Source organism: Pseudomonas sp. NCCP-436, from assembly GCF_019656335.1.
Taxonomy (GTDB): domain Bacteria; phylum Pseudomonadota; class Gammaproteobacteria; order Pseudomonadales; family Pseudomonadaceae; genus Aquipseudomonas.
Map to the genome: position 1 here is coordinate 1 of NZ_BPLZ01000003.1, position 24,799 is coordinate 24,799.

The window sequence follows — 24,799 nt, forward strand, 5'->3', positions numbered from 1 at the left end:
TCCGCTTGACCTTGGTGTAAGGCTTGATCCAGTCGATGCGCTTGCCTTGTTCGCGCCAGAAGCCTTCGGGGTTGACCACCGACTGCTGATACATGGCCTTATAGGTGGCCTCGTCGGTCAGGGTCGTGGCAGCCACCTCGGGGCGCACGGGATACAGGGACGCAGCACTCATCGGGGAACCTCTCCAGTAGTTGTTTTTCTATACTGCCTTTTGTATCCCCCACCCCCTACCGAAGCCATTCGACCATGGTCTTACCAGACTAAGACCATGGTATTTGCGCCATCCATGCATGACAAAAATGCAGCCCAAAGAGGCGAAATCTGCCTCAGGCAACCTGCCTTTTCAGCCGTCAAAGCGCCCTGATACGTCGTCCTTCTACATCCCATACAAGAGAATGCCCCCATCGACTGATGGAGGCATTCTCTTTACACCACGCCCACCGCCAGCTTCCATTCAGGATGCTTCGGCTGGCGTGCTGTCTGGCCAATCAGCCTTTGTTGGCAGCCTCGGCGGCCTCGATCAGCTCCTTGCCGATGTCCTGCTCGAACTTCTTCCATACCGGGCGCATGGCTTCGCGCCATTTCGCCCGCTGCTCAGGCGTCAGTTCGATAATCTCGCTGGTACCGGCCTTGATTATCGCCGCACGTGCCTCATTGTTCAGATCATCGGCCTGGCGATTCACCTCGGCAGTCACCTCGACCATGATGCTTTCCAGTTCGCTGCGTACGTCATCCGGCAGGCCCTTCCAGAACTTGGTATTGGTGATCACCATGTAGTCGATCAGGCCATGGTCGGATGCGGTGAAGTACGGCTGCACCTCATGCACCTTCTGGCTGTAGTAGTTCGACCAGGTGTTCTCGGTACCGTTGACCACGCCGGTCTGCAACCCCTGATAGACCTCGGCAAAACTCATTTTGCGCGGTGCGGCGCGCAATGCCTTGAACTGCTCGTCGAGCACTGCAGAAGCCTGCACGCGAAACTTCATGCCTCGGGCGTCCTTGGGTTCATGCATCGGCTTGTTCGACGACAGTTGCTTCAGGCCGTTATGCCAGTAAGCCAGGCCGGTGATGCCCTTGCCCTCCATGCTGGTCAGCAGCGCCTTGCCGGCGGAGCTGGCCTGGAAACGATCGACCGCCTCCATGTTGTCGAACAGGAACGGCAGATCGAAGATCTGGATCTGCTTGGCATAGTGCTCGAACTTGGCCAGCGACGGCGCCAGCATGTGCACGTCACCGAGCAGCAGCGCTTCCATTTCCTTGCCGTCACCGAACAGTGACGAGTTGGGATAGACCTCGACTTTGACCCGGCCCGGCAGACGCTGCTCAGCCAGCGTCTTGAACAGCAGCGCGCCCTGCCCCTTGGGCGTGTGCTCGGCCACTACGTGAGCGAACTTGATCACGATGGGTTCTGCAGCCTGCGCAAGACCTGCACAGGAGATGATGGCGGCACAGGCAAGTGCCTTGGCGGTGAGTTTGAACATAACGTTACCTCGTTGTTTTTGTAAGGCGGTACGTGGTGCGAATGGCCGGCCGCGCTCGGCAGCCGGTCGGTATTCAGGCCGGGCTCTCCCCGGCGCGTAGCAGCAGGCGGCGGGCACGGCCCAGCACCGGGGCGTCGACCATCTGGCCGTCGACCACGAAGACCCCTTCGCCGCTGTTGGCCGCCGCCATCACGCGGCGCGCCCAGGCCAGCTCTTCATCGGCCGGGTGCAGCGCACGATGGATGACTTCGACCTGTGTCGGATGGATGCACAGCAAACCGTCGAAGCCCATGTCTCGGGCATCGCGCGCGGTGCGGGCCAGACCGTCGCGGTCTTCGATGGCCGGAAACACGCTGTCCAGCGGCGCCGCCAGACCGGCAGAGCGCGAATGCAGCAACAGGGCGTAGCGAGCCTGATCGAGCATGCGTTCAGCCGCGGCGCTGCCGCTGCTCAGACCAAGATCCAGGCCCAGATCGAGCGCACCGAAGGACAGGCGCTCGACACCCGAGGCCCGTGCGATGTCTGCCAGTTCCAGCAGCCCCGCCGCACTTTCGATGATCGGCCACACCGGCTTGCCGCAAGCGGCCACCGTGGCGACCTGGGCCGCGCTTTCGACTTTCGGCAGCAGCACACCGATGACACCGGGATGACGGCCGCAGAGTTCGATATCGGCCGCGTGCTCGGCGTGCTCGGGGGCGTTGATGCGCACCAGCAAACGTGCCTCGGGGTTATCACGCAGGAAGGAATCGAGATTGCCCCGTGCCTGGACCTTGAGGCTTTCCTGCACGGCATCTTCCAGATCGACGATGACCGCATCGGCGCCCACGGCGAGCGCCTTGGGGATGCGCTCCGGCCGGCTGGCCGGCACGAACAGGGCACTGCGAATGATGGAGTGGTTCATCACACGGCCCCCTGTTGATGCAGGCGCTGAATGTCACCGGCGTCGTAGCCCAGTTCCGCAAGCAGCGTATCAGTGTGCTGCCCCAGCGCCGGAATGGCGTCCATGCGCGGCTCGAAGGTGTTGTTGCGCCCTGGCGGCAGCAGCGCCGGCAGGCGTCCACTCGGGCTGTCAATCTCGCGCCAGCGCTGGCGCGCCTGCAGTTGCGGATGAGCCCAGACGCCGGCCATGTCGTTGACCTGGGCATTGGCGATCTGCGCCAGTTCCAGACGTTCGATCACCTGCGCCGTGCTCATGCGCGAGAAGGCGTCGACGATCAGCGCGCGCAGTTCACTGCGGTTAGCCGAGCGCTTGAAATTGGCGGAGAAACGCTCGTCGTCGGCCAGTTCCGGCTGCTCCAGCACCTTGGCGCAGAACGCCTGCCATTCGCGCTCGTTCTGCAGGCCGAGCATCACCGTGCCGCCGTCACCGGCGGGGAACGGGCCGTAGGGATAGATGGTGGCGTGCGCCGCCCCGGCACGTGCTGGCGGCGTGGCACCCTTGTAGGCGTAGTACAGCGGGTAGCCCATCCACTCCACCAGGCTTTCCAGCATCGACACGTCGACACGACTGCCGACACCGGTCTTGCCGCGCAGCATCAGCGCCGACAGCACACCGGTGTAGGCGTACATGCCGGCGGCGATATCGGCGATGGAACAGCCGGCCTTGGCCATCTCGTCTTCGCCCGGTCCGCCGGTAACGGAGAGGAAGCCGCCCTCGCTCTGGATCAGCAGGTCGTAGGCCTTCTTCTGCTCGTAGGGGCCGCCCTCGCCGTAGCCGGAAATGTCGCAGACGATCAGTTGCGGGAAGCGCTCGTGCAGCGCTTCGAACGACAGCCCCATGCGCGCGGCGGCGCCCGGTGCCAGGTTCTGCACCAGCACGTCGGCCTTGGCCAGCAGGCTGCCGAGTACCTGCATCGCATCGTCCTGCTTGAGGTCGAGGGTCAGGCTTTCCTTGGAGCGGTTGGTCCAGACGAAGTGCGAGGCCAGGCCGTCGACGCGCTCGTCATAGCCACGGGCAAAATCGCCGCTGCCGGGACGCTCGACCTTGATCACCCGCGCACCGAGATCGGCGAGCTGGCGGGTGCAGAACGGCGCGGCGATGGCGTGTTCCAGGCTGACCACGGTGATGCCGTCCAGTGGCCGGATTTGTTGTGCATTGTTCATATCCGCGTCCTCGGTCAGGCCAGCTGGCTCAGGTCATCGGTCTCGCGCAAACGCCAGACCCTTTCGATCAGCACACCCGCCTCGTCGCTGCTGCGCTTGCCGGCAAAAGCCAGCAGGCGGCGGAACTTGTCCTCCAGCTCGGCGCGGCTGAGGCTGTTGCCCGGGTCGCCCTTGGGCTCGTCGATGGCGCCACGCAGGGTACGACCGTCGGTGGTAATCACCTCAACGCGCCCCAGCCAGCGCGCCGGATAGGCGCCGTCGACCTCGGGATCGAGGCGCATGCTGACCTTGTCGCGGAAGGCGGCTACATCGGCATCGGTCAGCGCCAGGTTCTCGAACTCGGTGAGCTGGGCCTTGCCATGCACGGCGATCAGGCCGAGCACGGTGCCCATGGAGAACTTGGCCTGATGCACGGTCTGCGGCACCACCACGCGGCCGAGCACGTCGATTGCGCCCTGGTGCACGTGAGTGATCACCTGGGCGATATCGTTGTGACGCAGGCCCTCGCGCCACATCAGGTCGAGCAGCGCATCGGCGGCCGGATGGGTGTGGCGGCAGGAGGCGTGGAACTTGAACGAGGTTTCCACCAGCGCCCAGCGGCTGCCGAGACGGTCGGACAGCGCGGCCGGATTGGCGTCGCTGGACATGCCCGCAGCCATGCCCTGCTCGCCTTCGAGAATGTTCTGCGCGCCGGTCAGGCCCTGCTCGGTGAAGTACGCCGCAAGCAGGCCGTCGGCCGCCGCCTTGGCGGTGTGCAGCTGCTTGGAATCAGCGGCGTCACGCAGGAACTCCCACAGACCGGCGGCCTGGGTGCCGGCGTTGCCAAGCAGGTGGATGAACTGCTGCTGGTCGAAATCCAGCAGCTTGCCCACGGCCACCGCAGCGGCCAGCGTGCCCACCGTCGCCGTGGTGTGGAAGATGCGGTAATGGGATCGCCCCAAAAACTCGCCAATGCGTATGCCCGCCTCGTAGCCGGCGACCGAGGCCAGCAGCAGCTCGCGGCCGGACTTGCCGAGATCCTGCGCGGCCGCCAGTGCCGCCGGGAATACCACGGTGGCCGGGTGCAGCACCGAGCTGTTGTGCAGGTCGTCCTGTTCCACCAGGTGCGAAGAAGCGCCGTTGACCAGCGCGGCGAAGTACGCCGAGGTACCGCGACCGTTGACCAGGATGCGCGCCGGACCATCGGCCGGGCCCATCTTCTGTGCGTAGGCCTCGAACAGCGGGATCGGCCGCGCGCCCTCGCTGGCCAGGGCCGAGCCCAGCCAGTCGAGGAACAGGTCTTCGGTGCGATCCAGTACGTGGGCCGGCAGATCGTCGTAACGCAGCTCGGCGAGGAAGGCCGCGAGTTTCTGGGTATCCGTGCTCATGACAGGCTCCTCAGAACGAACGCGGCAGCTCGAGCAGGTGCTCGGCCACGTACGACAGGATCAGGTTGGTGGAGATCGGCGCCACCTGGTACAGACGGGTCTCGCGGAACTTGCGCTCGACGTCGTATTCGTTGGCGAAGCCGAAACCGCCGTGGGTCTGCAGGCAGGCGTTGGCCGCTTCCCAGGAAGCCTTGGCCGCCAGGTACTTGGCCATGTTGGCTGCGGCACCGGCATTACGCCCGGCGTCGTATTCCTCGCAGGCACGCCAGCGCATCAGGTCCGCCGCTTCCAGCTCGATATGGGCTTCGGCGATGGGGAACTGCACACCCTGGTTCTGGCCGATCGGGCGACCGAACACCACGCGGTCGCGGGCGTACTGGGCGGATTTTTCGGTGAACCAGCGGCCGTCGCCGATGCACTCGGCGGCGATCAGGGTCCGTTCGGCGTTGAGGCCGTCGAGGATGTAGCGAAAGCCCTTGCCCTCTTCACCGATCAGGCTGCTGGCGGGGATTTCCAGGTTGTCGAAGAACAGCTCGTTGGTCTCGTGGTTGACCATGTTGGCGATCGGCTGCACGGTCAGGCCGTTGCCGATGGCTTCACGCAGGTCGACCAGGAAGATCGACATGCCGTCGGCCTTGCGCTGCACTTCGGCCAGCGGCGTGGTGCGCGCCAGCAGGATCATCAGGTCGGAATGCTGGATACGCGAGATCCACACCTTCTGGCCGTTGATGACGTACTTGTCGCCCTTCCTGACCGCAGTGGTCTTGATCTTGGTGGTGTCGGTGCCGGTGGTCGGCTCGGTCACCCCCATCGACTGCAGGCGCAGCTCGCCGTTGGCCAGCTTCGGCAGGTAGTAGCGCTTCTGCTCCTCGCTGCCGTTACGCAGCAGGGTGAACATGTTGTACATCTGGCCGTGGATGGTGCCGGAGTTGCCGCCACAGTGGTTGACCTCCTCGAGGATCACCGAGGCTTCGGCCAGGCCCAGGCCCGAACCGCCGTACTCTTCCGGGATCATCGCCGAGAGCCAACCGGCTTCGGTCATGGCCTTGACGAACTCTTCCGGGAAGCCCTTCTCTTCGTCGATCTTGCGCCAGTACTCGGCAGGAAATTCGGCACACAGGGCGCGCACGCCTTCGCGGATGGCATTGAGTTCTTCGTTGTTGTTGTAGTTCATCACAGGTCCTCGGTAAGTCATGGCCAGGATGCTCTCCAGGGCGCTGCCCCGGTTCGGCTCCGGCTCACTTGTAATCAGTCGAATTGCACTTTCGCACGTTGTGCCAGGCCGGCCTCGTTGCCGACCCACAGCTCGGCGCAACCCTCGCCGGCGATGCGCCCGCCCACCTCGAACGGATTCGGCGCAATCAACGGGCGCAGCCCGCGGAAAGCGAAGCGGCGCAGGCGCGCCTGCGGGTTGGCGCGGCAGAAGGCGCCCAGGTTCAGGGTGGCCATCAGCGGGCCATGCACCACCAGGCCCGGGTACCCTTCGCTATCGGTGACGTAGGGCCAGTCGTAATGGATGCGATGGCCGTTGAAGGTCACCGCGCTGTAGCGGAACAGCATGGTGCTGCTCGGGGTCACCGCCTCGCGCCAGTCCCCGGCGGTCATCGGCTCGCCGCTGCCGGCCTTGGGCGGTGTGGGTTCGCGGTAGACGATGTCCTGCTCCTCGCGGATGGCCAGTTGACCGTCCTGCAGGTAGTCGTGCTGCACGGTGACAAACAGCAGCGCACCGGTACGGCCGCGCTTTTCCTCGATGTGCTTGATAGTGGAGACGCGGCAGGCTTCAGCGCCCACGCGCAGCGCCGTGAAGAACTCCAGACGGCCGCCGGCCCACATGCGGTTGCGGTCGTCTGCCGGCGGCAGGAAGCCGCCACGCGCCGGGTGGCCGTCCTCGCCCAGACCGCTTTCAGCCACCGGCTCCTGGAAGAACGCCCAGTGCCACAGTGGCGGCAGCGCCTCGCCATGAGCCGGGGTAGCTTCACCGAGGGTAGCGGCAATGCGCTTGACCAGATTGCGACTGATCTGGTCGTGGATCTCTTCGCTACGACCGATCCAGGCGGAAAAGGCAGAATCACTCATAAGGCAGTTCCAACTCGGTTTTTGTGTGAGCCGAGGATGCAACCGCAGCACGCGTTCAGAGAATCTGCATTTATTTAATCCAGCGTTCGGATATTCTGAACACCAATACTGTTATCGAAGCCCTATCAGGGCAGCATGAGAACCTGCGAGGACTGCCATGCATTTCGATCTGCCCGATCTGCGCCTGTTTATCCATATCGCCGAGTCGCCCAGCCTGACTCAGGGCGCGCGCAAGGCGTTCCTCTCGCCCGCGGCGGCAAGTGCACGGATCAAAGCCCTGGAGAGCCAGCTCGGCAGCCGCCTGCTCTACCGCGACAGCCGGGGCGTCGAGCTGACACCTGCCGGGCAGCGGCTACTGCAGCATGCGCGGCTGATCATGCGTCAGGTCGACTACCTCAAAAGCGAGTTCACCGAGTACGGCACCGACGCTGCCGGCCATATCCGGATTTTCGCCAACACCACGGCGGTAACCGAATTCCTCCCGGAAGTGCTGGCCGGCTTTCTTGCCGACCGTCCCGGTGTAACCGTCGACCTGCAGGAAAAGCTCAGCCGCGACATCGTCCGTGGCGTACTCGATGGTGCCGCCGACCTGGGCATCATTGCCGGCCCGGTACAGGCGCCTGGCCTGCAGGTGCTGCATTTCAGCACCGACCGTCTGGTGCTGGCGGTACCGCTGGGCCACGCCCTGGCGCAACGGCAGTCGGTGAGTTTCCACGACACCCTGGCCTACCAGCACATCGGCCTGCACGAAGGCAGCACGCTGCTGAGCTTCCTGCGCGAAAAGGTGGAGAAGCTCGGCGGCAATCTGGCCCTGCGTATCCAGGTATCTAGCTTCGAGGCGATCTGCCGGATGATCGAGGGCGGCGTCGGCATCGGCATCATTCCCGAGTCGGCAGCACGCCGCCACAGCCGTACCATGCAGCTGGCGATACTGCAGCTCGATGAAGCCTGGGCGGTACGCGAGCGCAGCATGCTGGTGCGCGAGCTGGATGCCTTGCCAGGGAGCGTGCGGGCGCTGATCGACCGGCTGAATCAGGGCGTCTAGGGCGGCCCGGCGAGAAATCGGGAGACAAAAAAAGGGCGACCAATTGGTCGCCCGCCCATTCAATGCATTCCCAGAGAGGAATGCGGAAACGCTTGCACCCATATCACGCAGGATGATCGGGACGTGCCCAGTGTCGCTGCACCTGCACAACCTGCCTATTGCACCAAGGTCGTAGGGCAGCGCACGCAGCGCGGGCCATAATCCTCCGGCGACATTCACGGCCCCGGAGACGCCATGACCCCCGAGCATCTGGCCCTGTTGCAGCAGGCGCCCGCCAGCACTCATGCCGATGACACCTGGGCCAGGCTGTGCTGCGAGCAGGCCCTGCTGGCAATAGAGGACGGCTGTTACGCAGTCGGCGCCCTGCTGGTGGATGAGGCGGGCGAGTTACTGTGCAGCGGGCGCAACCAGGTGTTCGCCTCGACCTACGCCAGCGCCGCCCACGCCGAGATGCAGGTGCTCGATCAGCTCGAAACCGGGCATGCACAGGTCGACCGTCGCGGTCTGACGCTCTACGTCAGCCTCGAACCCTGCCTGATGTGCTACGGCCGAATCCTGCTGGCCGGCATCACCCGCGTACGCTATCTGGCACGCGACCGCGACGGCGGCTTCGCTCTGCGTCACGGCCGCCTGCCAGCGGCCTGGGCCAATCTGGCTTCGGGCCTTACCGTGGTGCAGGCCGAGGCCGATACCTACTGGCTCGACCTGGCCGAGCGGATGATCGACCGCCTGCAGGATCGCAGGACCATGCGCGAGCGCGTGGTCGCGGCCTGGCGCGGAGGCCGCTGAGGACCTACTCCTTGCCCAGGCCGTGCTGTCGCAGCTTGTTGGCGATGGTGGTGTGGGAAACACCGAGCCGCTTGCCCAGCTGGCGACTGCTCGGGTGATCGCGAAACAGCCGCTCCAGCACCGCCTTCTCGAAGCGCCCGAGGATATCGTCGAGACTGCCTTCTACCGAAAACTCGCCCAACGGCTGCGGCGCGCCGTAGTCCGGCAGGCGGATGTGCTCCGGTCGAACCACACCGCCATCGCACAGTGAAACGGCCTGGAACAGCACGTTCTCCAGTTGCCGCACGTTGCCCGGCCAGTGGTACTGCGTCATGCGTTCAAAGGCCTGCGGCGCCAGCTTCGGCAAGGCACAACCGATCTGCCGGCTGGCCGAATCGAGAAAGTGCTCCACCAGCGGTGCCAGGCCGTCAAGACATTCGCGCAGCGGGGGAATGTGCAGGCTCAGCACGTTGAGGCGGTGATACAGATCCTGACGGAACTCGCCACGGGCACACAGCTCAGACAGGTCAACCTGGGTTGCGCAGATCACCCGCACATCCAGATAGACCTCTTCATCGCTACCCACCCGGCGAAAGCAGCCGTCCTGCAAAAAACGCAACAGCTTGGCCTGCATACGCGGGCTCATTTCGCCCACACCATCAAGGAACAGGGTGCCGCCGGCGGTCAACTCCAGCAGGCCGAGCTTACCTTCCGGACGTGCTCCCTCGAAGGCTCCCGGGCCATAGCCGAACAGCTCGGTCTCGGCCATGGATTCCGGTAATCCGGCACAGTTGAGCGCCATGAACGGCGACGGCCCGCGCGGGCTGGCCAAGTGACAGGCTCGCGCCAGCAACTCCTTGCCGGTGCCAGTCTCGCCCTCGATCAGCAGCGGCGCATCCAGCGGCGCCATGCGCCGCGCCTCGCGAACTACGGCCGCCATCACCTTCGAACTCTGGAAAATCGAGTCGAAGCCGCGCAGTTCATGCTTGCGCACGTTGTAAATGCGCTCGCCGACCTGGTCGGCGCGATGCAGGGTAAGCACCGCGCCGGCCAGCGCCTCACTCTCGTCGTGCTCGGACTGTAGCGGAGCAATGTCGGCAAGGAACACATCACCCTTGACCTTGACTCGCAAACCATTGATCCGCGCCTTGTTGGCGCGCACCAGCTCCGGCAGATCGAAATCCTCGGCATAGCGTGCCAGCGGAATACCCGGCACCTCATCCACACGAACGCCAAGAAGCTGAGCCGCCCTGCGGTTGGCGGCGACGATGGAGCCGCCCATGTCGATCGACAGCACCGGAAAATCCAGCGCCCCCAGCAGAGCATTGAGTTCCAGATGACGGCGCTCACTGGGCATCAGCCCCACACGCTTTACGCCAAAGACCCCGGCAATGCCCTCAAGCTTCGGCCGCAGGGCCTGAAACTGCAGATTGATCAGATTCGGACAGTGCAGATAGATGGCATTGCCATGCTCTCCCCCAACTTCGCCACGGGCTACGTTGATGCCGTAGTCCACCAGCAGTTCGAGGATGTCGCGCAGGATACCGACGCGGTTCTGGCAGTGGATCTTGATACGCATAACGGGGCTCGCACGGCTGGAGAGTGACGCCTGCACCGGACAATCGGCGGACGCGGCGATTTTTCCGTCAAGAATATGTGACAGCTTTGGATTCCAGCAAGCTGATGGATTCACCAAAGGCAGAAATCGTAAGCCTGGCTTTACAGATTTGCCGTCTCTTTCCTTATAGCTCGGCTGATTCAGGGCACACAGGAATGGTTCGCTGGCGCCATGCTCAGTGACAGCACAAGAACAACAGGAGTCGGCGATGAAGCAGACGCAGTATCAGGCGCGCGAACCGGACGAGCGGGGTTTCATCCGTTACCCGGACAGCGAGCACCAGGTATGGAACCAGCTAATTACCCGCCAACTGGCGCTTATCGAGGGACGCGCCTGCCAGGAATACCTTGACGGTATCGAGCAACTCGGCCTGCCGCTCGAACGCATCCCCCAGTTGGAGGAAATCAACCGTGTGTTGGAGCGCACCACCGGCTGGAATGTGCAGCGAGTACCTGCGCTGATTCCCTTTCAGACCTTCTTCGAGCTGCTGGCCAGCAAACGCTTTCCAGTGGCCACCTTCATCCGCACACCGGAGGAACTGGACTACCTGCAGGAACCGGACATCTTCCACGAGGTCTTTGGTCACTGCCCGCTGCTGACCAATCCGTGGTTTGCCGAGTTCACCCACACCTATGGCCGTCTCGGTCTGAATGCCAGCAAGGAGGAACGCGTGTTCCTCGCCCGCCTGTACTGGATGACTATCGAGTTTGGCCTGGTCGACACTCCTGCCGGCCGGCGCATCTATGGCGGAGGCATCCTCTCCTCGCCGAAAGAGACGCTGTATGCCCTGTCCGACGAGCCGGAGCATCTGTCGTTCGATCCGCTGGAAGCCATGCGCACGCCCTACCGCATCGACATCCTGCAACCGCTGTACTACGTCCTGCCGGATCTGCAGCGTCTGGCGGCCTTGGCTCATGAGGACATCATGGGACTGGTGCAACGCGCCCGGGAGCTGGGCCTGCACGCACCGAAATTTCCACCCAAGGCAGCCTAGACCGCCCCCGCAGATGACCAGAAGGAGAACCTCATGAGCCTTGCCCAAGCCCAATGCGAAGCCTGTCGCGCCGATGCACCCAAGGTCAGCGACAAAGAACTGGCCGAACTGATTCGCGAAATTCCCGAGTGGAACATCGAGGTGCGTGGCGACCACATGGAGCTGGAGCGCGTGTTCCGGTTCCGCAATTTTCGCCATGCCCTGGCGTTCACCAATGCGGTGGGTGCCATCGCCGAGGAAGTCGGTCATCATCCGGCCCTGCTGACCGAGTGGGGCAAGGTCACCGTGACCTGGTGGAGCCACGAGCTGCGCGGCCTGCACCGCAACGATTTCATCATGGCGGCACGCACCGACGAGCTGGCCGGCCGCGCCGAAGGTCGCAAGTAAGAACCAGCACGACATCTTGCAACGCACAAACAAGAAGGCCCGTCGATGACGGGCCTTCTTGTTTGCGAGCTGGAGCTCAGAGTGCGGAAACGTCTTCCGCCTGGAGGCCTTTCTGGCCCTGGGTCACACCGAATTCGACCTTCTGCCCTTCGACCAGAGTGCGGTGGCCTTCGCCACGGATGGCACGGTAGTGAACGAACACGTCCGGGCCGCTTTCGCGCTGAATGAACCCGTAACCCTTGGAATCATTGAACCACTTGACGGTTCCGGTCTCACGATCTGCCATTACCAACTTCTCCAAACTCGCTGTGTATTTTTATTGTCCCGTAGGCGCTTTGACGGCTCGGTAAAAACGTCCTTTCTTATCATTCGCCACTCTCTGTCTATCGAGTGTGGAAAATGGCGTTCTTGCTGTAGCCGAAGGCCGAGTATAAAGCATGCTCCGCTGCTGAAAAGGACTTTATTGGCCATCCTCGCCCAGCCTGCAGCATCAGGCTGCAGGCTGGGCGCATCCCCTAAAAACAAGTTCGGAGCCGCTTGCGGCGAGCGCGCCCTGGCGCGGCCGGCGAGGTGAGCGAAACGAGCAGCCATTTACCTTCGCGGCCTTAGCCGCTTGCCGCGCTCGACCTTCGTTCGACGACTGTCGCTACAAAATCTAAGATTTGGCCAGCAGGTCATCCAGTCGCTTGGCCAGGCGCTTGAACTGCTCCTCGTCCAGCGCATAGGCCCAGTCGTTGCGGGCGCTCACCTGGCCGTCGGCAAAGCCCTGCTGCTGCTCGATGATCAACCAGTGACGCTCGTCCTGCCGGTACAGCGCCGCTCGCAGCGACTGCTCGGCAAAACCACTCAGTTGCAGGGTCAGCTCCGGCACCTGCGCTCGGTCGAGCTGCGCCAGCGGAACAACATCAGCAAACAGCAGACTGGAGAACAGGGTAACCATGCCATTGGCCGCGCCTTCGTAGCTGAGCTTCTGCTCTGGCTTCATCTGCTCCACGGCAAAGTTGTACTGCTGCTCATCCGGCCGGCTCAGGGTCAGCGTCTGGCCATCTGCATACTTCAGCTCCAGGCGCTGCACACTGGCGTAGGGAATAGCAGTAACCCGACGGTCCAGCCATTGCAGTTGCCCGTCAGGCAGATCCAGTTGCTGGTCAATTCGCCAAACCTGATTCTCGCCAGCTCGGCGCACCAGTTGACCACTGCCCTGAGACGAAGGATTGCCCAAGCGCAGACTCAGCTCGGGATGTCCGTCAAACTGCAGTTTCAGGCGCAGTGCCTGCTCGCCCTCTGCACCCTCCTCGGCCAACCCTAGGCGGCCGTGCCACTGGGCATTGGCCGTCTTGGCCTCGACCGTGCGCGCCTCGCGCAGCCCCCGCAGCAAATCTGCCAAGACTTGCGGCGCGGCCGGATAATCCGCCTTCGCCGGCACCACCCAGCCATCGCCGCGGCGCTCGATGCGCACCGCCGACTGCCCCGGATGTTCGATTTCCAGCGCCTGCAGACTGCCCAGATAGCTCTGTTCCGCAGCCAACCAGGGGGCGCTCTCAATTTGCGCGATGCTTTGCTGCTGGTGCTGCTGCAGGCCAAGGTAGCCCAGTACGCAGAGCAGCACGATGACGATCAGTGCGATAAGGCCTTTACGTCCCATGGTCTCCTCTCTCAATCGATAGTCACGAAGCGCACGCTTGCACCATCGGTGAAATGGATGGCACGGCGGCAAGCCGGCCATCCATCACCTATCGTCAGGCGCGACGACGGCGGCGCCACAGCCACAGAGCCAGCACGCCAAGCGTCAGCAGTGCGGGCACCAGGGCGATGTTGATGATCTTCAGGGTGCGGCCCAGCGCCTCGATGTCGGCATTGAGCTGGTAGCGAACCTCGCGCAGCTCCTTGCGGATCTCCAGCTTCTGCTGGATGAAACGCTGCAGCGCGCTCTGCTGTTCGGCGGTCAGTTCCAGCACCTTGTTGGGATCGTCGCTGCGCTGCAGAGCAGCCAGTTGCTGCTCGGTCTCCGCCAGACGAGCCTGCAGCGCCTGCTCCTTGTCGCGGAAGCGCTGCTCAGCCGCTCGCTGTAACTCCTCCACCACCACGAACGGCCGGCTGAAGCGACCACGCGAGCGCACACTGATCAGTGCTTCAGAGCCTGCCAGGTTATCCAGCGCGTTGATGGTGAAGCTGCCGTTGTCGGCCCAGGGCTGCGGAATGCGCTGGCCAAAGAAGTCCTGCACCTGCACCCACATGCGGTCGGTCAGCAGATCCGTATCGGCGACCACTATCACATTGATGTTGTCGGCCTGCCTGAGACCATCCTTTCGACCTTCGATGCCCTCCGGGAAAGCACTGCGAACCGGACCGTCGATACGCGCTGCAAGGGTGTAGCGCTCGCCAGTGGGCTCAAGCTCGCGGATCAGTTCCTCCGGGTTGCTCAACATGGCAAAGCGCTGGGCATCGAAGGGCATGGCGTACTCGGAACTTTGCAACAGCGGGGTAAAACGCGTCTCGGCCCCCTCGACCTGCTCCAAAATACCGGCAGTGGCCAGCGTGATGCTCTCCAGTCCCGCAGTGGCAATGTCGGTCGAGTCCAGCGCCTTGCGCGGCAGGTTGAGCCAACCGGCATGACGCACCGAACGCTCTCCACGACTCATGCTTACCGACATGGCATAGGCGCCGTCGCCAAGCACCTTGCCCGGCACCAGCCGCAGGCCCCAGGCTTTGAACAGTTCCTCCAGATTCGACGAACGATCCATGGCCGGCTCGCCGGGCATGTCGCCAGTGTCAGCCTCGGCGTAGGGGTCGACGAATACCATCAGCTTGCCGCCGCGCAGAACGAACTGATCGATGGCGTAGAGAGTCTGTTCGGGCAGGTTCTTCGGATGTACCAGCCACAGTACCGAGACCTTTTCCGGGATCTCGTCCACATCGCGCTTGAGCGTCTCGATCTCGAACAACTGGCGAACCTGTTCCAGCACCATCCAGGGCGCACTGGGCTGGCGAGTCATCATGTCGAAGCCACCGGTCATCGGCAGCCCGGAGAGCACCCCGACTACCGGCAGCTCCGGCTTGGCCAGGGTCTGCACCAACCGGCTCAGTTCGTACTCCAGGTGTTCTTCCTGATCCAGAGCGAAGAACGGGATCACCTGCACGTCGTCCAGCGCGTTGGTACCGGCCAGGCCGAAGTAGATGGAATCCCCACCCTGCTGCAGCGGAATGCTCTGTAGACCGAACTCGGCGGCCTTGTCCTCGTTTTCCGAGAAGGGCTCCGGGTCAATCAGGTGCAGACGGATCTTGCCATCCGCATGCATCTGGTAGGCCTTGAGCATTTCCTGCACGCGCTGGGCATAGTTGCGCAGTACCGGCAGGTCCTTGGCCACCTTGTCCGAGTAGAAGAAATACAGATTGATCGGCTCGTCCAGCTCGGCAAGGATCTGCCGGGTGCCATCGGAGATGGTGTAGAGCTTCTGCTCGGTCAGGTCAAGGCGAGCACCGCCCAGCCCCAGACCGGCCAGCAGGTTGAAGGCGACGAAAGCCACCGCAATCAGCAGCAACCCGGCGCCGGAATAGATCAGCTTTTTCATGGGCGCTCCTCAGTCGGCTTTCTTCAGGTCGATAACCACGGCGGTGGCGGTCAGCCAGGCGGCGATCAGCGAAAGGAAGAACAGCAGGTCGCGCAAATCGATTACGCCCTTGCTGATGGCGTCAAAACGCACCAGGAAGCTCAGCGAAGCAATTGCGTCCACCAGCCACTGCGGTGCCCAGGCAAAGGCATCGAGCACCATCGGAAAGCCGCTGACGATAAACAAGAAGCAGGCGCTGACCGCCAGGATGAAGGCGATGACCTGGTTTTTGCTCAGTGCCGACATGCATGAGCCGATGGCCAGATAGGCCCCGGCCAGCAGCCAACTGCCCAGGTAGCCGGTGATAATCGCGCCGTTGTCCGGCTCCCCCAGATAGTTGACCGTGATGATCATCGGGAAGGTCAGCAACAACGCGATGCCGGCAAACACCCAGGCTGCCAGGAACTTGCCGGCGACCACTTCGAAGCGGGTGATCGGCAGGGTCATCAGCAGTTCGATGGAGCCGGACTTGCGTTCTTCGGCCCACAAGCGCATGGCAACCGCCGGCACCAGGAACAGATACAACCAGGGGTGGAAATTGAAAAAGGCCGACAGGTTGGCCTGGCCACTTTCAAAGAAGCCGCCCAGGTAGAAGGTAAATACCCCGGACAGCACCAGGAAAATTACGATGAACACATAGGCCAGCGGCGTGGCGAAATAGCTCGCCAGCTCGCGCTTGAAGATCACGGACAACTGGGTCATTGCTGCTCTCCACGGGTCAGGCTGCGGAACACTTCGTCGAGCCGCCCTCGTTCCACATTCAGTTCGCGGATCTTCCAGCCGCGCTCGGCAATCAACGCACTGACCTGCGGGAAGATCACCTCACCCGGTCGAGCCAGCACACTCAGGCTGCCCTCGCGGGTGTTTTCCTCAATGCCGGCAACACCCGGCAGCGCCGCCAGCGCCGCCTGGTCGAGCAATTCGTCTGCTACCAGCGTCACCGCCTGGTGATAGCGAGAGCGGCTCTCCAGCTCCAGCGGCGTACCGTCGGCCAGCAGTCGGCCCTGGGCGATCACCACGGCGCGGGAGCACAGGGCCGTCACTTCTTCGAGGATGTGAGTGGAAATGATCACGATCTTGTCACGGGCCAAGCCCTGGATCAGTTGGCGTACCTGATGCTTCTGGTTGGGATCGAGGCCGTCGGTGGGCTCGTCGAGGATCAGTAGGCGCGGATCATGGAGGATCGCCTGGGCCAGGCCGACTCGGCGCTTGAAGCCCTTGGACAGTGTCTCGATGCTCTGTTCCAGCACCTTCTCCAGCTCTACCTGGGCCACCGCACGGTCGACTCGCTGTTTCTTCTCCGCGCCGCGCAGGCCGCGCACCTCGGCAATAAAGCCAAGGAAGCCGCGCACCGTCATGTCGCCGTAGCAGGGTGCTCCTTCCGGCAGATAGCCGATCTGCCGCTGAGCCTGCAGAGTACGGGTGCGAATGTCGCAGCCGAAGATACTCGCGGTGCCCGAAGTAGGCGCGAGGAAACCGGTCAGCATCTTCATCGTGGTGGATTTGCCGGCCCCGTTAGGGCCGAGAAAGCCCAGCACCTCCCCGGGCTGGACCGTGAACGACAGGTCGTCGACCGCCGTATGCTGTGCAAAACGCTTGGTCAGGTTTCTTATTTCAATCATGGCCTCTCACCGTAGCGAAAGCGCCTGCGTCCAGCGATACCACTCATTGAGCGCAGGCCGCAATAACACCGGGAGGGGGCAGCTCCCCTTCCCGACGAGGGCAAGACCCTACCACAAGGAAAAAGTTCAGTAGAACCCCGAGCAAATACTGTTGGCAGAATAACCAGGGCAGCCGCGCTCCCTATATGACGGCAAGCCCGGTACGCCACTTCCTGCCGGCAAGCAAACCCGCTCTGCTGCAGCCAGCCCTACTGCAAGGAACAGGCATATCTGCACGGCGAATAAACCCGCTTCGCATTACTGACAGATGAAATCGCTGCGCCAGCCCCATCTGGATATACAATCGGCCGGCACCTGATTGCCAGTCCCGCCTGCGCACGAGTCGCCGGATAGCGGCGGCTCAACTGCTCCGGGCGCGCCAACCCGCCCCAACAGAACCCGACAAGTGATTGAGTTATGGAAGATAAAACGCACGACACCTCCGGCAGGGAAGCGCCCGCGATGACCGAACACAGCCCCGCAACCGAGCCGTCTGCCAGCGGCAACCCGCAAGCCCAGCAACGCCAGCGCGCCAGCCAGCTGGCTCAGGCCCTACGCAACGAGTTGAGCAAGGCCGTGATCGGTCAGCAAGCGGTAATCGACGACGTGCTGACCGCGCTAATCGCCGGCGGCCACGTGCTGGTCGAGGGAGTGCCCGGCCTTGGCAAGACCCTGCTGGTTCGTGCTCTGGCCCGCTGCTTCGGTGGTGACTTCGCGCGTATCCAGTTCACCCCGGATCTGATGCCCAGCGACATCACCGGCCACGCCGTGTACGACCTCGCCAGCGAGCAGTTCAAACTGCGCAAGGGCCCGGTGTTCACCAACCTGCTGCTGGCGGACGAGATCAACCGTGCTCCGGCCAAGACCCAGGCCGCCCTGCTGGAAGTGATGCAGGAACGCCAGGTGACCCTGGAAGGTCGTGCCCTGCCCGTGCAGCAGCCGTTCATGGTGCTGGCGACCATGAACCCGATCGAGCAGGAAGGCACCTACCCGCTGCCCGAGGCCGAACTAGACCGTTTCATGCTCAAGCTGCGCATGGACTATCCCGAGCTGGATGAAGAACTCGGCATGGTACGCCAGGTGACCCGTTCGGCCAGGGCCGACATGCTCGAAGTCAGTCCGCTGCGCACCCTGCTGCAGGCCCGCGACGTACTGGCACTGCAGAAGATCGCCAGCGATCTTCCGGTCGACGACCAAGTGCTCGACTACGCTGTGCGTCTGGCCCGCGCTACTCGCAACTGGCCGGGCCTGGCCATCGGCGCCGGGCCACGCGCCAGCATCGCCCTGGTGCGCGGAGCACGAGCCCGCGCCCTGCTGCGTGGCGGTGATTTCGTCGTTCCGGACGACATAAAGGGCTGCGCCCTGGCAGTGCTGCGCCACCGGGTGCGGCTGGCACCGGAACTGGACATAGAAGGCCTGTCGGTAGATCAGGTTCTGCAGCAATTGCTCGATCAGGTACCGGCACCACGCCTATGAGACCCTCACGTCTGTTCCTCGGGCTACTGGGCACCCTGTTCGCTGCTGCCGTGCTGCTGGAAGCCCTGCCCCTGCTCGACATCGCCGAAACCGAGCCGATCATAGCGCCAGCTTGGGGACTGCTGCTGGCTGTGATACTGCTCGCACTGCTCGACATGCTACGGCTGCACCGCCAGTCCTCGCCACAGGTGCAACGCAGTCTGCCCGGAAATCTGCCACTGGGCCGCTGGAGCGAAGTCCAACTGACGCTGCACCATGACTACAAGCAGAACGTTGACATCGAGCTGTTCGACCACGTCCCCGAGGGCATGGATGTCGAACACCTGCCGCAGCGCGTCGGCCTGCGTCCTGGCCAGCAGACGCAGATCGCCTATCGCCTCAAGCCACTGGTACGCGGTCACTTCCTTTTTCAGCGCTGCGAGCTGCTACTGCCGAGCCCGATGCGCCTGTGGCAGGCCAGACGCCTGCTCGAACTACCGGCCCAGAGTCGCGTCTACCCGGACTTTGCCCGCCTCCACGGCGCTCAGCTCAGGGCTGTCGATGACTGGCTCAGCCAGCTCGGCGTGCGCCAACAGCCAAGACGCGGCCTGGGCCTTGAGTTTCACCAGCTGCGCGAGTTCCGCGATGGTGACACTCTGCGCCAGATCGACTGGAAGGCCACGGCGCGCAAACGCACGCCAATTGCCCGCGAGTACCAGGACGAACGCGACCAGCAACTGCTGCTACTACTCGACTGCGGCCGCCGCATGCGCAGTCAGGATGACGAGCTGTCTCACTTCGACCACGCCCTCAACGCCAGCCTGCTGCTTGCCTATGTGGCCTTGCGCCAGGGCGACGCCGTCGGCCTGGCCACCTTCGCCGGCAATCAGTCGCGCTACCTGGCTCCGGCCAAGGGTTCGAACCAGATCAACGTGCTGCTCAACAGTGTCTATGACCTCGATACCAGCCAGCAGCCGGTCGACTTCAACGCCGCCGCCGACCTGTTGCTGGCCCGCCAGCAGCGCCGCGCACTGGTAGTTGTGATCACCAATCTGCGCGACGAGGACGACGAAGAGCTGCTAAGCGCGGTACGACGCCTGTCACGCCGGCACCAGGTATTGATCGCCAGCCTGCGCGAGGAGGTGCTGGATCGGCTGCGTCAGACTCCGGTGGATGGTTTTGAACAGGCCCTGGCCTACTGCGGCACAGTGGATTACCTCAATGCCCGCGGCAATCTGCACGAGCGCCTGATCGCCCATGGCGTGCCGGTGCTCGATGCTCGTCCTGCCCAGCTGGGTCCGGATCTGGTCAGTCGCTACCTGGCTTGGAAGAAAGCCGGCGCGCTGTAGAAACAACGCCGTCAGATCGCAGTCTAACTCCCCAGTACCAAACGCAAAGGCCCTGGCATCAGCTTTTCCACACAGTTGTTGCGTGGTTAAGCCAGGGTGCTGGTGCTATGATCCCCGTTCTGCGGCGCAAGGAGTCGGAAACTCCCGCCGCCTGCAGTCTGTAGCGGACAACCGCACGGTTCTGCTATCCCGGCCGCCCGTGATCGGCCTCATGCGCATACCGCACACGACCTGAGTAGGAGATTGACCATGGCTTTTGAATTGCCGCCGCTGCCTTATGAAAAAAATGCTCTCGAGCCGCATATCTCTGCCGAGACCCTGGAATACCACCACGACAAGCACCACAACACCTATGTGGTGAACCTGAACAACCTGGTGCCAGGCACCGAATTCGAAGGCAAGAGCCTAGAAGAGATCGTCAAGACTTCCTCGGGCGGCATTTTCAACAACGCAGCCCAGGTGTGGAACCACACCTTCTACTGGAACTGCCTGTCGCCGAACGGCGGTGGCCAGCCTACCGGTGCTCTGGCTGACGCCATCAACGCCAAGTGGGGCTCCTTCGACAAGTTCAAGGAAGAGTTCAGCAAAGTGGCCATCGGCACCTTCGGTTCCGGCTGGGGCTGGCTGGTGAAGAAGGCCGACGGTTCTCTGGATCTGGCCAGCACCATTGGCGCCGGCTGCCCACTGACCAGCGGTGACACCCCGCTGCTGACCTGCGATGTGTGGGAGCACGCCTACTACATCGACTACCGCAACCTGCGTCCGAAGTACGTCGAGGCGTTCTGGAACCTGGTCAACTGGGACTTCGTTGCCCAGAACTACGCGGCCTAACTTCCGCGTTGCCTGGTCTGATCCGATCCCACCGTGGCGCCGGATCTCCCGCACAATGCCCGTATCTTGCGATACGGGCATTGTCGTTTCAGGCTCCGGCTCTGCTACCGGAAAAGAAAACGCCCCGAACTGTCGGGGCGTTTTCATTCACACCTTACACGCCAGTGGCGCACATCCCTGCTTACTGGGTCTGCTGCACCAGCACCAGCTCACCCTGCGCATTGACCGGAATACGCGCCCCCGGGTCACGATCCATGCGCACGCTGCCGACCTGATCACCCAATTGGTACTTCACATCGTAGCCGACCAGCTTCTCACTGGTATCCATGACCGTGCTGCAGCGAGTCTCAGTGGTGGTATAGGTGTCACGCTGCTGCATGTTTTCCTGAATCTTGTTGCCAGCATAACCGCCGCCGACAGCGCCAGCCACGGTGGCAATCTTCTTGCCGTTGCCGCCCCCAATCTGGTTACCCAGCAGACCACCGGCAATCGCGCCGATGGCCGTACCGGCGATCTGGTGCTGATCCTTCACCGGCCGCTGACGAGTGACGGTGACCTCTCGGCATTCCTCTCGCGGTGTCTTGATGGTTTCCTTGACCGGTTTAACCGCTAGCACCTCGGCGTACTCCGGGCCACGGTCGACCAGGCTATAGGTGGCAACAGCGCCACCTGCGGTCACACCCACAGCACCCAATACAGCGCCAACCAGCATCGATTTGTTCATTGTGTTATCTCCTGCATATGGCACATGCGCCTTTCATGCAGCCTCAGACAACAAAAAGCCGCGGCAGGTTCTACTCCACCGCGGCTTTGAAGTCTGTTCATGACCTGTATCACAGAGTCATGGACGACCGTCGTCACCCTCTGCCTCAACCGCCGGCGGGATCAGATCCTCGACACCCAGCTTGAGCCAGATCAGCACCACAGCACCGATGTAGACCGAAGAGTAGGTACCAACCACCACACCGACCAGCAGGGTCAGGGCGAATGCTGCCAGCACGTCGCCACCGAACACCAGCAGAGCAATCAACGCCAGGGCGGTGGACAACGACGTCGCGATGGTACGCAGCAGCGTCTGGGTCACGGAGATATCGATGTTCTCCTCCAGGCCGGTCTTGCGCAGCATGCGGAAGTTTTCGCGAATGCGGTCATAGATGATGATGGTGTCGTTGAGTGAGTAACCGATCATCGCCAGCACCGCCGCCAGCACGGTCAGGTCGAAAGGCACCTGGAAGAATGCCAGCACACCCAGCGTGATCACCACGTCATGCGCCAGCGAGGCGACTGCGCCGACACCGAACTTCCACTGGAAGCGGAAAGCCAGGTACAGCAGGATGCCGCCGAGCGCCAGCAGCATGGCCAGGCCACCCTGATCGCGCAGTTCCTCACCCACCTGCGGGCCGACGAACTCCACACGCTTGAGCTCGAAGCGGGTATCCACATCGATCTTGCGCAGCGCCTCGGCCACCAGGTTGCCAAGCTGCGGGTCATCACCGGCCAAACGGATCAGCACGTCGGTGGTGGCACCAAAGCTCTGCACCACGGCATCGTTATAGCCGGCCTCCCCTAGCTCCTGCTTGATCCGCTCGAGATCGGCCGGCTGCTCGTACTGCAGCTCAATAAGCGTACCTCCGGTGAAGTCCAGGCCAAAGTTCAACCCCTTGGAAAACAGGGCTCCCAGGCCGACCAGGGTCAGTAGCACGGTAATGGCGAACGCAATGTTGCGGATCGCCATGAAACGAATAGTTGACTTGATCATGGCTTGCCTCAGATCCACAGCTTCTTGAAGTCACGGCCACCGAAGATCAGGTTGACCATGCCGCGGGTAAACATGATGGCTGTGAACATCGAGGTGATGATCCCGAGGGACATGGTCACCGCGAAGCCCTTGACCGGCCCGGAGCCCATGGCGAACAGGATGCCGCCGACCAGCAATGTGGTCAGGTTACTGTCGAGAATCGCCGTGTAGGCACGGTCGAAGCCCTCGTGAATGGCACGCTGCACCGACAAGCCGTTGCCCAGCTCCTCACGTATCCGTGAGTAGATGAGCACGTTGGCGTCCACCGCCATACCCAGGGTCAGCACGATACCGGCGATACCCGGCAAGGTCAGCGTGGCACCGATGGCCGACATCAGCCCCACCAGCAGCACCAGGTTGAACGCCAGCGCCACGGTGGCCAGTACACCGAAGAAGCGGTAGATCAGGATCATGAAGATGGCCACGAACACCATCGCCCACTCGGTCGACTGGATGCCCTTGGCGATGTTTTCCGCCCCCAGACTCGGACCAATAGTGCGTTCCTCGGCGAAGTACATCGGCGCGGCCAGGCCACCGGCACGCAACAGCAGAGCCAGCTCGGAGGACTCGCCCTGACCGTTGAGACCGGTGATGCGGAACTGGCTACCCAGCGGCGACTGGATGGTCGCCAAGCTGATGATCTTCTTCTCCTCGACGAACGAGGAAACCACCACTTCCTGCTCGACACCGTCCACGGTCTGGCGCACATAGCGGGTCACCGGCTTCTGCTCGATGAAAACCACCGCCATACTGCGTCCAACGTTGTTGCGGGTGGCCCGGTTCATCAACTCGCCGCCATGGCCGTCGAGACGAATATTGACCTGCGGACGACCGTTTTCGTCGTAGCTGGCCTGGGCGTCAGTGACCGAGTCACCAGTGATGATCAGCTCACGCTCAAGCTGTACCGGTGGACGCCCTTCCTCGCGGAAGCCAAAGGTCTCGGTAGCGGCACGCGGCGCATCGAATTCAGCCTGCAGGCGGAACTCCAGGTTGGCAGTCTTGCCGAGAATTCGCTTGGCCTCAGCGGTGTCCTGCACACCCGGCAGCTCGACCACGATACGGTTGGCGCCCTGGCGCTGCACCAGCGGCTCGGCTACGCCCAGTTCGTTGACACGGTTACGTACAGTGGTCAGGTTCTGACGGATCGAGTATTCGCGAATCTCGCTGATCTTCGCCTGGGTCAATGCCAACTGCAGTACCTGCTGACCACCGCGCGTCACGGTGCTCAGCTCGAAATCGGTGAAATCCTTGCGGATCAGGCGCTGAGCCTTCTCCAGAGCCTCGCTGTCGGCAAAGCCCAGCTGAATGCGGCCATCCTGCTCAGGCATGCTGCGGTAGCGCACACGCTCCTTGCGCAGCAGGGTCTTGATCTCGCCTTCGTAAACCTTGCGGCGCACGTCCAGCGCCTTGTCCATGTCCACCTCCAGCAGGAAGTGCACGCCACCGGACAGGTCGAGGCCAAGCTTCATCGGGCTGGCGCCAAGTTTGCGCAGCCATTCGGGCGTGGTCTGCGCCAGGTTCAGCGCCACCACATAGTCGTCACCCATGGTCCGGCGCACGATGTCCTTGCCCGGTAACTGATCGTCCTGACGGGTCAGGCGGATCAGGCCGCCACGGCCGCGCTCGTCGACGCTGGTTGCTTTAACCGCGATGCCAGCGTCCTGCAACGTCTTGGCGGCACGATCCAGATCAGCCTGTTCGATGGTCAGAGCACTGCTACTGCCGCTGATCTGAATAGCCGGATCGTCCGGGTAGAGATTGGGAATGGAATAAACCAGGCCAACGGCCAGCACGGCCAGAATCAGCAGGTATTTCCACAGGGGGTATTTGTTGAGCATGAATCAAGCCACCCGCTTATGACGCGGGGCGCTAATTTGCGCCCCGCCGATGGAAAAACTAAGAGCCGCTCAGATGGCTTTCAGCGTACCCTTGGGCAGAGCTGCTGCAACAGCCTGCTTCTGGAACTTCAGCTCGACATTGTCGGAAACTTCGACCACGACGAAGTCATCGGTCACCTTGGTCACCTTGCCGGCGATGCCGCCGCTGGTCACCACCTCGTCGCCCTTCTGCAGGCCGCCGATCAGGTTTTTGTGCTCTTTGGCACGCTTGGCCTGCGGACGCCAGATCATCAGATAGAAGATGACCAGGAAACCGATCAGGAAGACCCACTCGAAGCCACTGCCAGCAGGGCCGGCAGCCGCGGCGGTGTCGGCATAGGCGGCTGGGATGAAAAAGCTCATAGAACAACTCCTGTT

At 62.8% G+C, this 24,799-nt stretch carries 24 protein-coding genes; 7 read left to right on the forward strand and 17 right to left on the reverse strand.

Features of this window, described 5'->3' with window-relative positions:
* From NCCP436_RS03995 to NCCP436_RS04025, 7 genes are all read right to left on the reverse strand, one after another.
* A partial coding sequence (locus tag NCCP436_RS03995; RefSeq protein WP_220802907.1) for an acetyl-coenzyme A synthetase N-terminal domain-containing protein occupies positions 1 to 172 on the reverse strand: 172 nt, incomplete at its 3' end.
* A gap of 316 nt (positions 173 to 488) precedes the next feature.
* Entirely contained in the window at positions 489 to 1,481 is a 993-nt protein-coding gene (locus tag NCCP436_RS04000; RefSeq protein ID WP_220802511.1) for a TRAP transporter substrate-binding protein, read from the reverse strand.
* Between the two features lie 73 nt (positions 1,482 to 1,554).
* Positions 1,555 to 2,382, reverse strand: a complete 828-nt coding sequence (locus tag NCCP436_RS04005; protein ID WP_220802512.1) for a CoA ester lyase — start codon at positions 2,380 to 2,382, stop codon at positions 1,555 to 1,557.
* On the reverse strand, positions 2,382 to 3,584 hold the full coding sequence (locus NCCP436_RS04010) for a CaiB/BaiF CoA-transferase family protein (RefSeq protein ID WP_220802513.1): 1,203 nt from the start codon (positions 3,582 to 3,584) through the stop codon (positions 2,382 to 2,384). Before NCCP436_RS04010 ends, NCCP436_RS04005 begins: the two co-directional genes overlap by 1 nt.
* Positions 3,585 to 3,598: 14 nt before the next feature.
* Positions 3,599 to 4,951, reverse strand: a complete 1,353-nt coding sequence (locus NCCP436_RS04015; protein WP_220802514.1) for an MmgE/PrpD family protein — start codon at positions 4,949 to 4,951, stop codon at positions 3,599 to 3,601.
* Positions 4,952 to 4,961: 10 nt separating this feature from the next.
* Positions 4,962 to 6,125: an acyl-CoA dehydrogenase family protein gene (locus tag NCCP436_RS04020; protein ID WP_220802515.1), complete on the reverse strand. Its 1,164-nt coding sequence runs from the start codon at positions 6,123 to 6,125 to the stop codon at positions 4,962 to 4,964.
* A gap of 74 nt (positions 6,126 to 6,199) precedes the next feature.
* On the reverse strand, positions 6,200 to 7,027 hold the full coding sequence (locus NCCP436_RS04025) for a MaoC family dehydratase N-terminal domain-containing protein (protein WP_220802516.1): 828 nt from the start codon (positions 7,025 to 7,027) through the stop codon (positions 6,200 to 6,202).
* 157 nt (positions 7,028 to 7,184) lie between these two features.
* Between NCCP436_RS04025 and NCCP436_RS04030 the strand changes: the two genes are divergently transcribed.
* Positions 7,185 to 8,072, forward strand: coding sequence for a LysR substrate-binding domain-containing protein (locus NCCP436_RS04030; RefSeq protein WP_220802517.1), 888 nt, complete (start codon positions 7,185 to 7,187; stop codon positions 8,070 to 8,072).
* A gap of 234 nt (positions 8,073 to 8,306) precedes the next feature.
* Positions 8,307 to 8,861, forward strand: coding sequence for a nucleoside deaminase (locus tag NCCP436_RS04035; RefSeq protein WP_220802518.1), 555 nt, complete (start codon positions 8,307 to 8,309; stop codon positions 8,859 to 8,861).
* A 4-nt stretch (positions 8,862 to 8,865) separates the two neighbouring features.
* On the opposite strand, the gene NCCP436_RS04040 is transcribed toward NCCP436_RS04035, so the two are convergent.
* On the reverse strand, positions 8,866 to 10,419 hold the full coding sequence (locus NCCP436_RS04040) for a sigma-54-dependent transcriptional regulator (protein WP_220802519.1): 1,554 nt from the start codon (positions 10,417 to 10,419) through the stop codon (positions 8,866 to 8,868).
* A 247-nt stretch (positions 10,420 to 10,666) separates the two neighbouring features.
* Here NCCP436_RS04040 and phhA point away from each other — a divergent pair, with 247 nt between their 5' ends.
* Both phhA and NCCP436_RS04050 read left to right on the forward strand, forming a co-directional pair.
* A complete protein-coding gene (gene phhA, locus NCCP436_RS04045; RefSeq protein WP_220802520.1) occupies positions 10,667 to 11,452 on the forward strand; it encodes a phenylalanine 4-monooxygenase in 786 nt (261 codons plus the stop codon).
* 33 nt (positions 11,453 to 11,485) lie between these two features.
* Entirely contained in the window at positions 11,486 to 11,839 is a 354-nt protein-coding gene (locus NCCP436_RS04050) for a 4a-hydroxytetrahydrobiopterin dehydratase (protein WP_220802521.1), read from the forward strand.
* A gap of 76 nt (positions 11,840 to 11,915) precedes the next feature.
* On the opposite strand, the gene NCCP436_RS04055 is transcribed toward NCCP436_RS04050, so the two are convergent.
* The 5 genes from NCCP436_RS04055 to NCCP436_RS04075 all read right to left on the reverse strand — a co-directional run bounded on the left by NCCP436_RS04055 (position 11,916) and on the right by NCCP436_RS04075 (position 17,072).
* A complete protein-coding gene (locus NCCP436_RS04055) occupies positions 11,916 to 12,125 on the reverse strand; it encodes a cold-shock protein (RefSeq protein WP_013716441.1) in 210 nt (69 codons plus the stop codon).
* Positions 12,126 to 12,494: 369 nt separating this feature from the next.
* Entirely contained in the window at positions 12,495 to 13,484 is a 990-nt protein-coding gene (locus tag NCCP436_RS04060; RefSeq protein ID WP_220802522.1) for a DUF4340 domain-containing protein, read from the reverse strand.
* A 94-nt stretch (positions 13,485 to 13,578) separates the two neighbouring features.
* The gene (locus tag NCCP436_RS04065) at positions 13,579 to 15,411 is read right to left on the reverse strand and encodes a Gldg family protein (protein ID WP_220802523.1); all 1,833 of its coding nucleotides are present in this window, start codon (positions 15,409 to 15,411) and stop codon (positions 13,579 to 13,581) included.
* A 9-nt stretch (positions 15,412 to 15,420) separates the two neighbouring features.
* Positions 15,421 to 16,152, reverse strand: coding sequence for an ABC transporter permease (locus tag NCCP436_RS04070; RefSeq protein WP_220802524.1), 732 nt, complete (start codon positions 16,150 to 16,152; stop codon positions 15,421 to 15,423).
* Positions 16,149 to 17,072, reverse strand: a complete 924-nt coding sequence (locus NCCP436_RS04075; RefSeq protein WP_220802525.1) for an ABC transporter ATP-binding protein — start codon at positions 17,070 to 17,072, stop codon at positions 16,149 to 16,151. The genes NCCP436_RS04070 and NCCP436_RS04075 overlap by 4 nt, the downstream gene beginning before the upstream one ends.
* Before the next feature lie 501 nt (positions 17,073 to 17,573).
* Between NCCP436_RS04075 and NCCP436_RS04080 the strand changes: the two genes are divergently transcribed.
* The 3 genes from NCCP436_RS04080 to NCCP436_RS04090 all read left to right on the forward strand — a co-directional run bounded on the left by NCCP436_RS04080 (position 17,574) and on the right by NCCP436_RS04090 (position 20,746).
* Entirely contained in the window at positions 17,574 to 18,587 is a 1,014-nt protein-coding gene (locus NCCP436_RS04080; RefSeq protein WP_220802526.1) for a MoxR family ATPase, read from the forward strand.
* Positions 18,584 to 19,915 carry a DUF58 domain-containing protein gene (locus tag NCCP436_RS04085; protein WP_220802527.1) on the forward strand — a complete coding sequence of 444 codons (1,332 nt, stop codon included), beginning with the start codon at positions 18,584 to 18,586 and terminating at the stop codon, positions 19,913 to 19,915. Before NCCP436_RS04080 ends, NCCP436_RS04085 begins: the two co-directional genes overlap by 4 nt.
* A gap of 249 nt (positions 19,916 to 20,164) precedes the next feature.
* Positions 20,165 to 20,746, forward strand: a complete 582-nt coding sequence (locus NCCP436_RS04090) for a superoxide dismutase (protein ID WP_220802528.1) — start codon at positions 20,165 to 20,167, stop codon at positions 20,744 to 20,746.
* Positions 20,747 to 20,927: 181 nt separating this feature from the next.
* On the opposite strand, the gene NCCP436_RS04095 is transcribed toward NCCP436_RS04090, so the two are convergent.
* The 4 genes from NCCP436_RS04095 to yajC form a co-directional block, all read right to left on the reverse strand.
* On the reverse strand, positions 20,928 to 21,470 hold the full coding sequence (locus NCCP436_RS04095) for a glycine zipper 2TM domain-containing protein (RefSeq protein WP_220802529.1): 543 nt from the start codon (positions 21,468 to 21,470) through the stop codon (positions 20,928 to 20,930).
* 117 nt (positions 21,471 to 21,587) lie between these two features.
* On the reverse strand, positions 21,588 to 22,505 hold the full coding sequence (secF, locus tag NCCP436_RS04100) for a protein translocase subunit SecF (RefSeq protein WP_220802530.1): 918 nt from the start codon (positions 22,503 to 22,505) through the stop codon (positions 21,588 to 21,590).
* An 8-nt stretch (positions 22,506 to 22,513) separates the two neighbouring features.
* Positions 22,514 to 24,382, reverse strand: coding sequence for a protein translocase subunit SecD (gene secD / locus NCCP436_RS04105; protein ID WP_220802531.1), 1,869 nt, complete (start codon positions 24,380 to 24,382; stop codon positions 22,514 to 22,516).
* Positions 24,383 to 24,451: 69 nt separating this feature from the next.
* Positions 24,452 to 24,784, reverse strand: a complete 333-nt coding sequence (gene yajC / locus NCCP436_RS04110) for a preprotein translocase subunit YajC (RefSeq protein WP_220802532.1) — start codon at positions 24,782 to 24,784, stop codon at positions 24,452 to 24,454.
* Positions 24,785 to 24,799 lie beyond the last annotated feature (15 nt).

Excerpts from the sequence above, each read along its gene's own strand:
- NCCP436_RS04095 (WP_220802529.1), bottom strand. The coding sequence starts at position 21,470 with ATGAACAAATCGATGCTGGTTGGCGCTGTATTGGGTGCTGTGGGTGTG.
- secF (WP_220802530.1), bottom strand. The coding sequence starts at position 22,505 with ATGATCAAGTCAACTATTCGTTTCATGGCGATCCGCAACATTGCGTTC.
- NCCP436_RS04050 (WP_220802521.1), top strand. The coding sequence starts at position 11,486 with ATGAGCCTTGCCCAAGCCCAATGCGAAGCCTGTCGCGCCGATGCACCC.
- phhA (WP_220802520.1), top strand. The coding sequence starts at position 10,667 with ATGAAGCAGACGCAGTATCAGGCGCGCGAACCGGACGAGCGGGGTTTC.
- yajC (WP_220802532.1), bottom strand. The coding sequence starts at position 24,784 with ATGAGCTTTTTCATCCCAGCCGCCTATGCCGACACCGCCGCGGCTGCC.
- NCCP436_RS04020 (WP_220802515.1), bottom strand. The coding sequence starts at position 6,125 with ATGAACTACAACAACAACGAAGAACTCAATGCCATCCGCGAAGGCGTG.
- NCCP436_RS04055 (WP_013716441.1), bottom strand. The coding sequence starts at position 12,125 with ATGGCAGATCGTGAGACCGGAACCGTCAAGTGGTTCAATGATTCCAAG.
- NCCP436_RS04085 (WP_220802527.1), top strand. The coding sequence starts at position 18,584 with ATGAGACCCTCACGTCTGTTCCTCGGGCTACTGGGCACCCTGTTCGCT.
- NCCP436_RS04075 (WP_220802525.1), bottom strand. The coding sequence starts at position 17,072 with ATGATTGAAATAAGAAACCTGACCAAGCGTTTTGCACAGCATACGGCG.
- NCCP436_RS04040 (WP_220802519.1), bottom strand. The coding sequence starts at position 10,419 with ATGCGTATCAAGATCCACTGCCAGAACCGCGTCGGTATCCTGCGCGAC.
- NCCP436_RS04005 (WP_220802512.1), bottom strand. The coding sequence starts at position 2,382 with ATGAACCACTCCATCATTCGCAGTGCCCTGTTCGTGCCGGCCAGCCGG.
- NCCP436_RS04090 (WP_220802528.1), top strand. The coding sequence starts at position 20,165 with ATGGCTTTTGAATTGCCGCCGCTGCCTTATGAAAAAAATGCTCTCGAG.
- NCCP436_RS04060 (WP_220802522.1), bottom strand. The coding sequence starts at position 13,484 with ATGGGACGTAAAGGCCTTATCGCACTGATCGTCATCGTGCTGCTCTGC.
- NCCP436_RS04015 (WP_220802514.1), bottom strand. The coding sequence starts at position 4,951 with ATGAGCACGGATACCCAGAAACTCGCGGCCTTCCTCGCCGAGCTGCGT.
- NCCP436_RS04030 (WP_220802517.1), top strand. The coding sequence starts at position 7,185 with ATGCATTTCGATCTGCCCGATCTGCGCCTGTTTATCCATATCGCCGAG.
- NCCP436_RS04010 (WP_220802513.1), bottom strand. The coding sequence starts at position 3,584 with ATGAACAATGCACAACAAATCCGGCCACTGGACGGCATCACCGTGGTC.
- NCCP436_RS04065 (WP_220802523.1), bottom strand. The coding sequence starts at position 15,411 with ATGAAAAAGCTGATCTATTCCGGCGCCGGGTTGCTGCTGATTGCGGTG.
- NCCP436_RS04080 (WP_220802526.1), top strand. The coding sequence starts at position 17,574 with ATGACCGAACACAGCCCCGCAACCGAGCCGTCTGCCAGCGGCAACCCG.
- secD (WP_220802531.1), bottom strand. The coding sequence starts at position 24,382 with ATGCTCAACAAATACCCCCTGTGGAAATACCTGCTGATTCTGGCCGTG.
- NCCP436_RS04035 (WP_220802518.1), top strand. The coding sequence starts at position 8,307 with ATGACCCCCGAGCATCTGGCCCTGTTGCAGCAGGCGCCCGCCAGCACT.
- NCCP436_RS04070 (WP_220802524.1), bottom strand. The coding sequence starts at position 16,152 with ATGACCCAGTTGTCCGTGATCTTCAAGCGCGAGCTGGCGAGCTATTTC.
- NCCP436_RS04025 (WP_220802516.1), bottom strand. The coding sequence starts at position 7,027 with ATGAGTGATTCTGCCTTTTCCGCCTGGATCGGTCGTAGCGAAGAGATC.
- NCCP436_RS04000 (WP_220802511.1), bottom strand. The coding sequence starts at position 1,481 with ATGTTCAAACTCACCGCCAAGGCACTTGCCTGTGCCGCCATCATCTCC.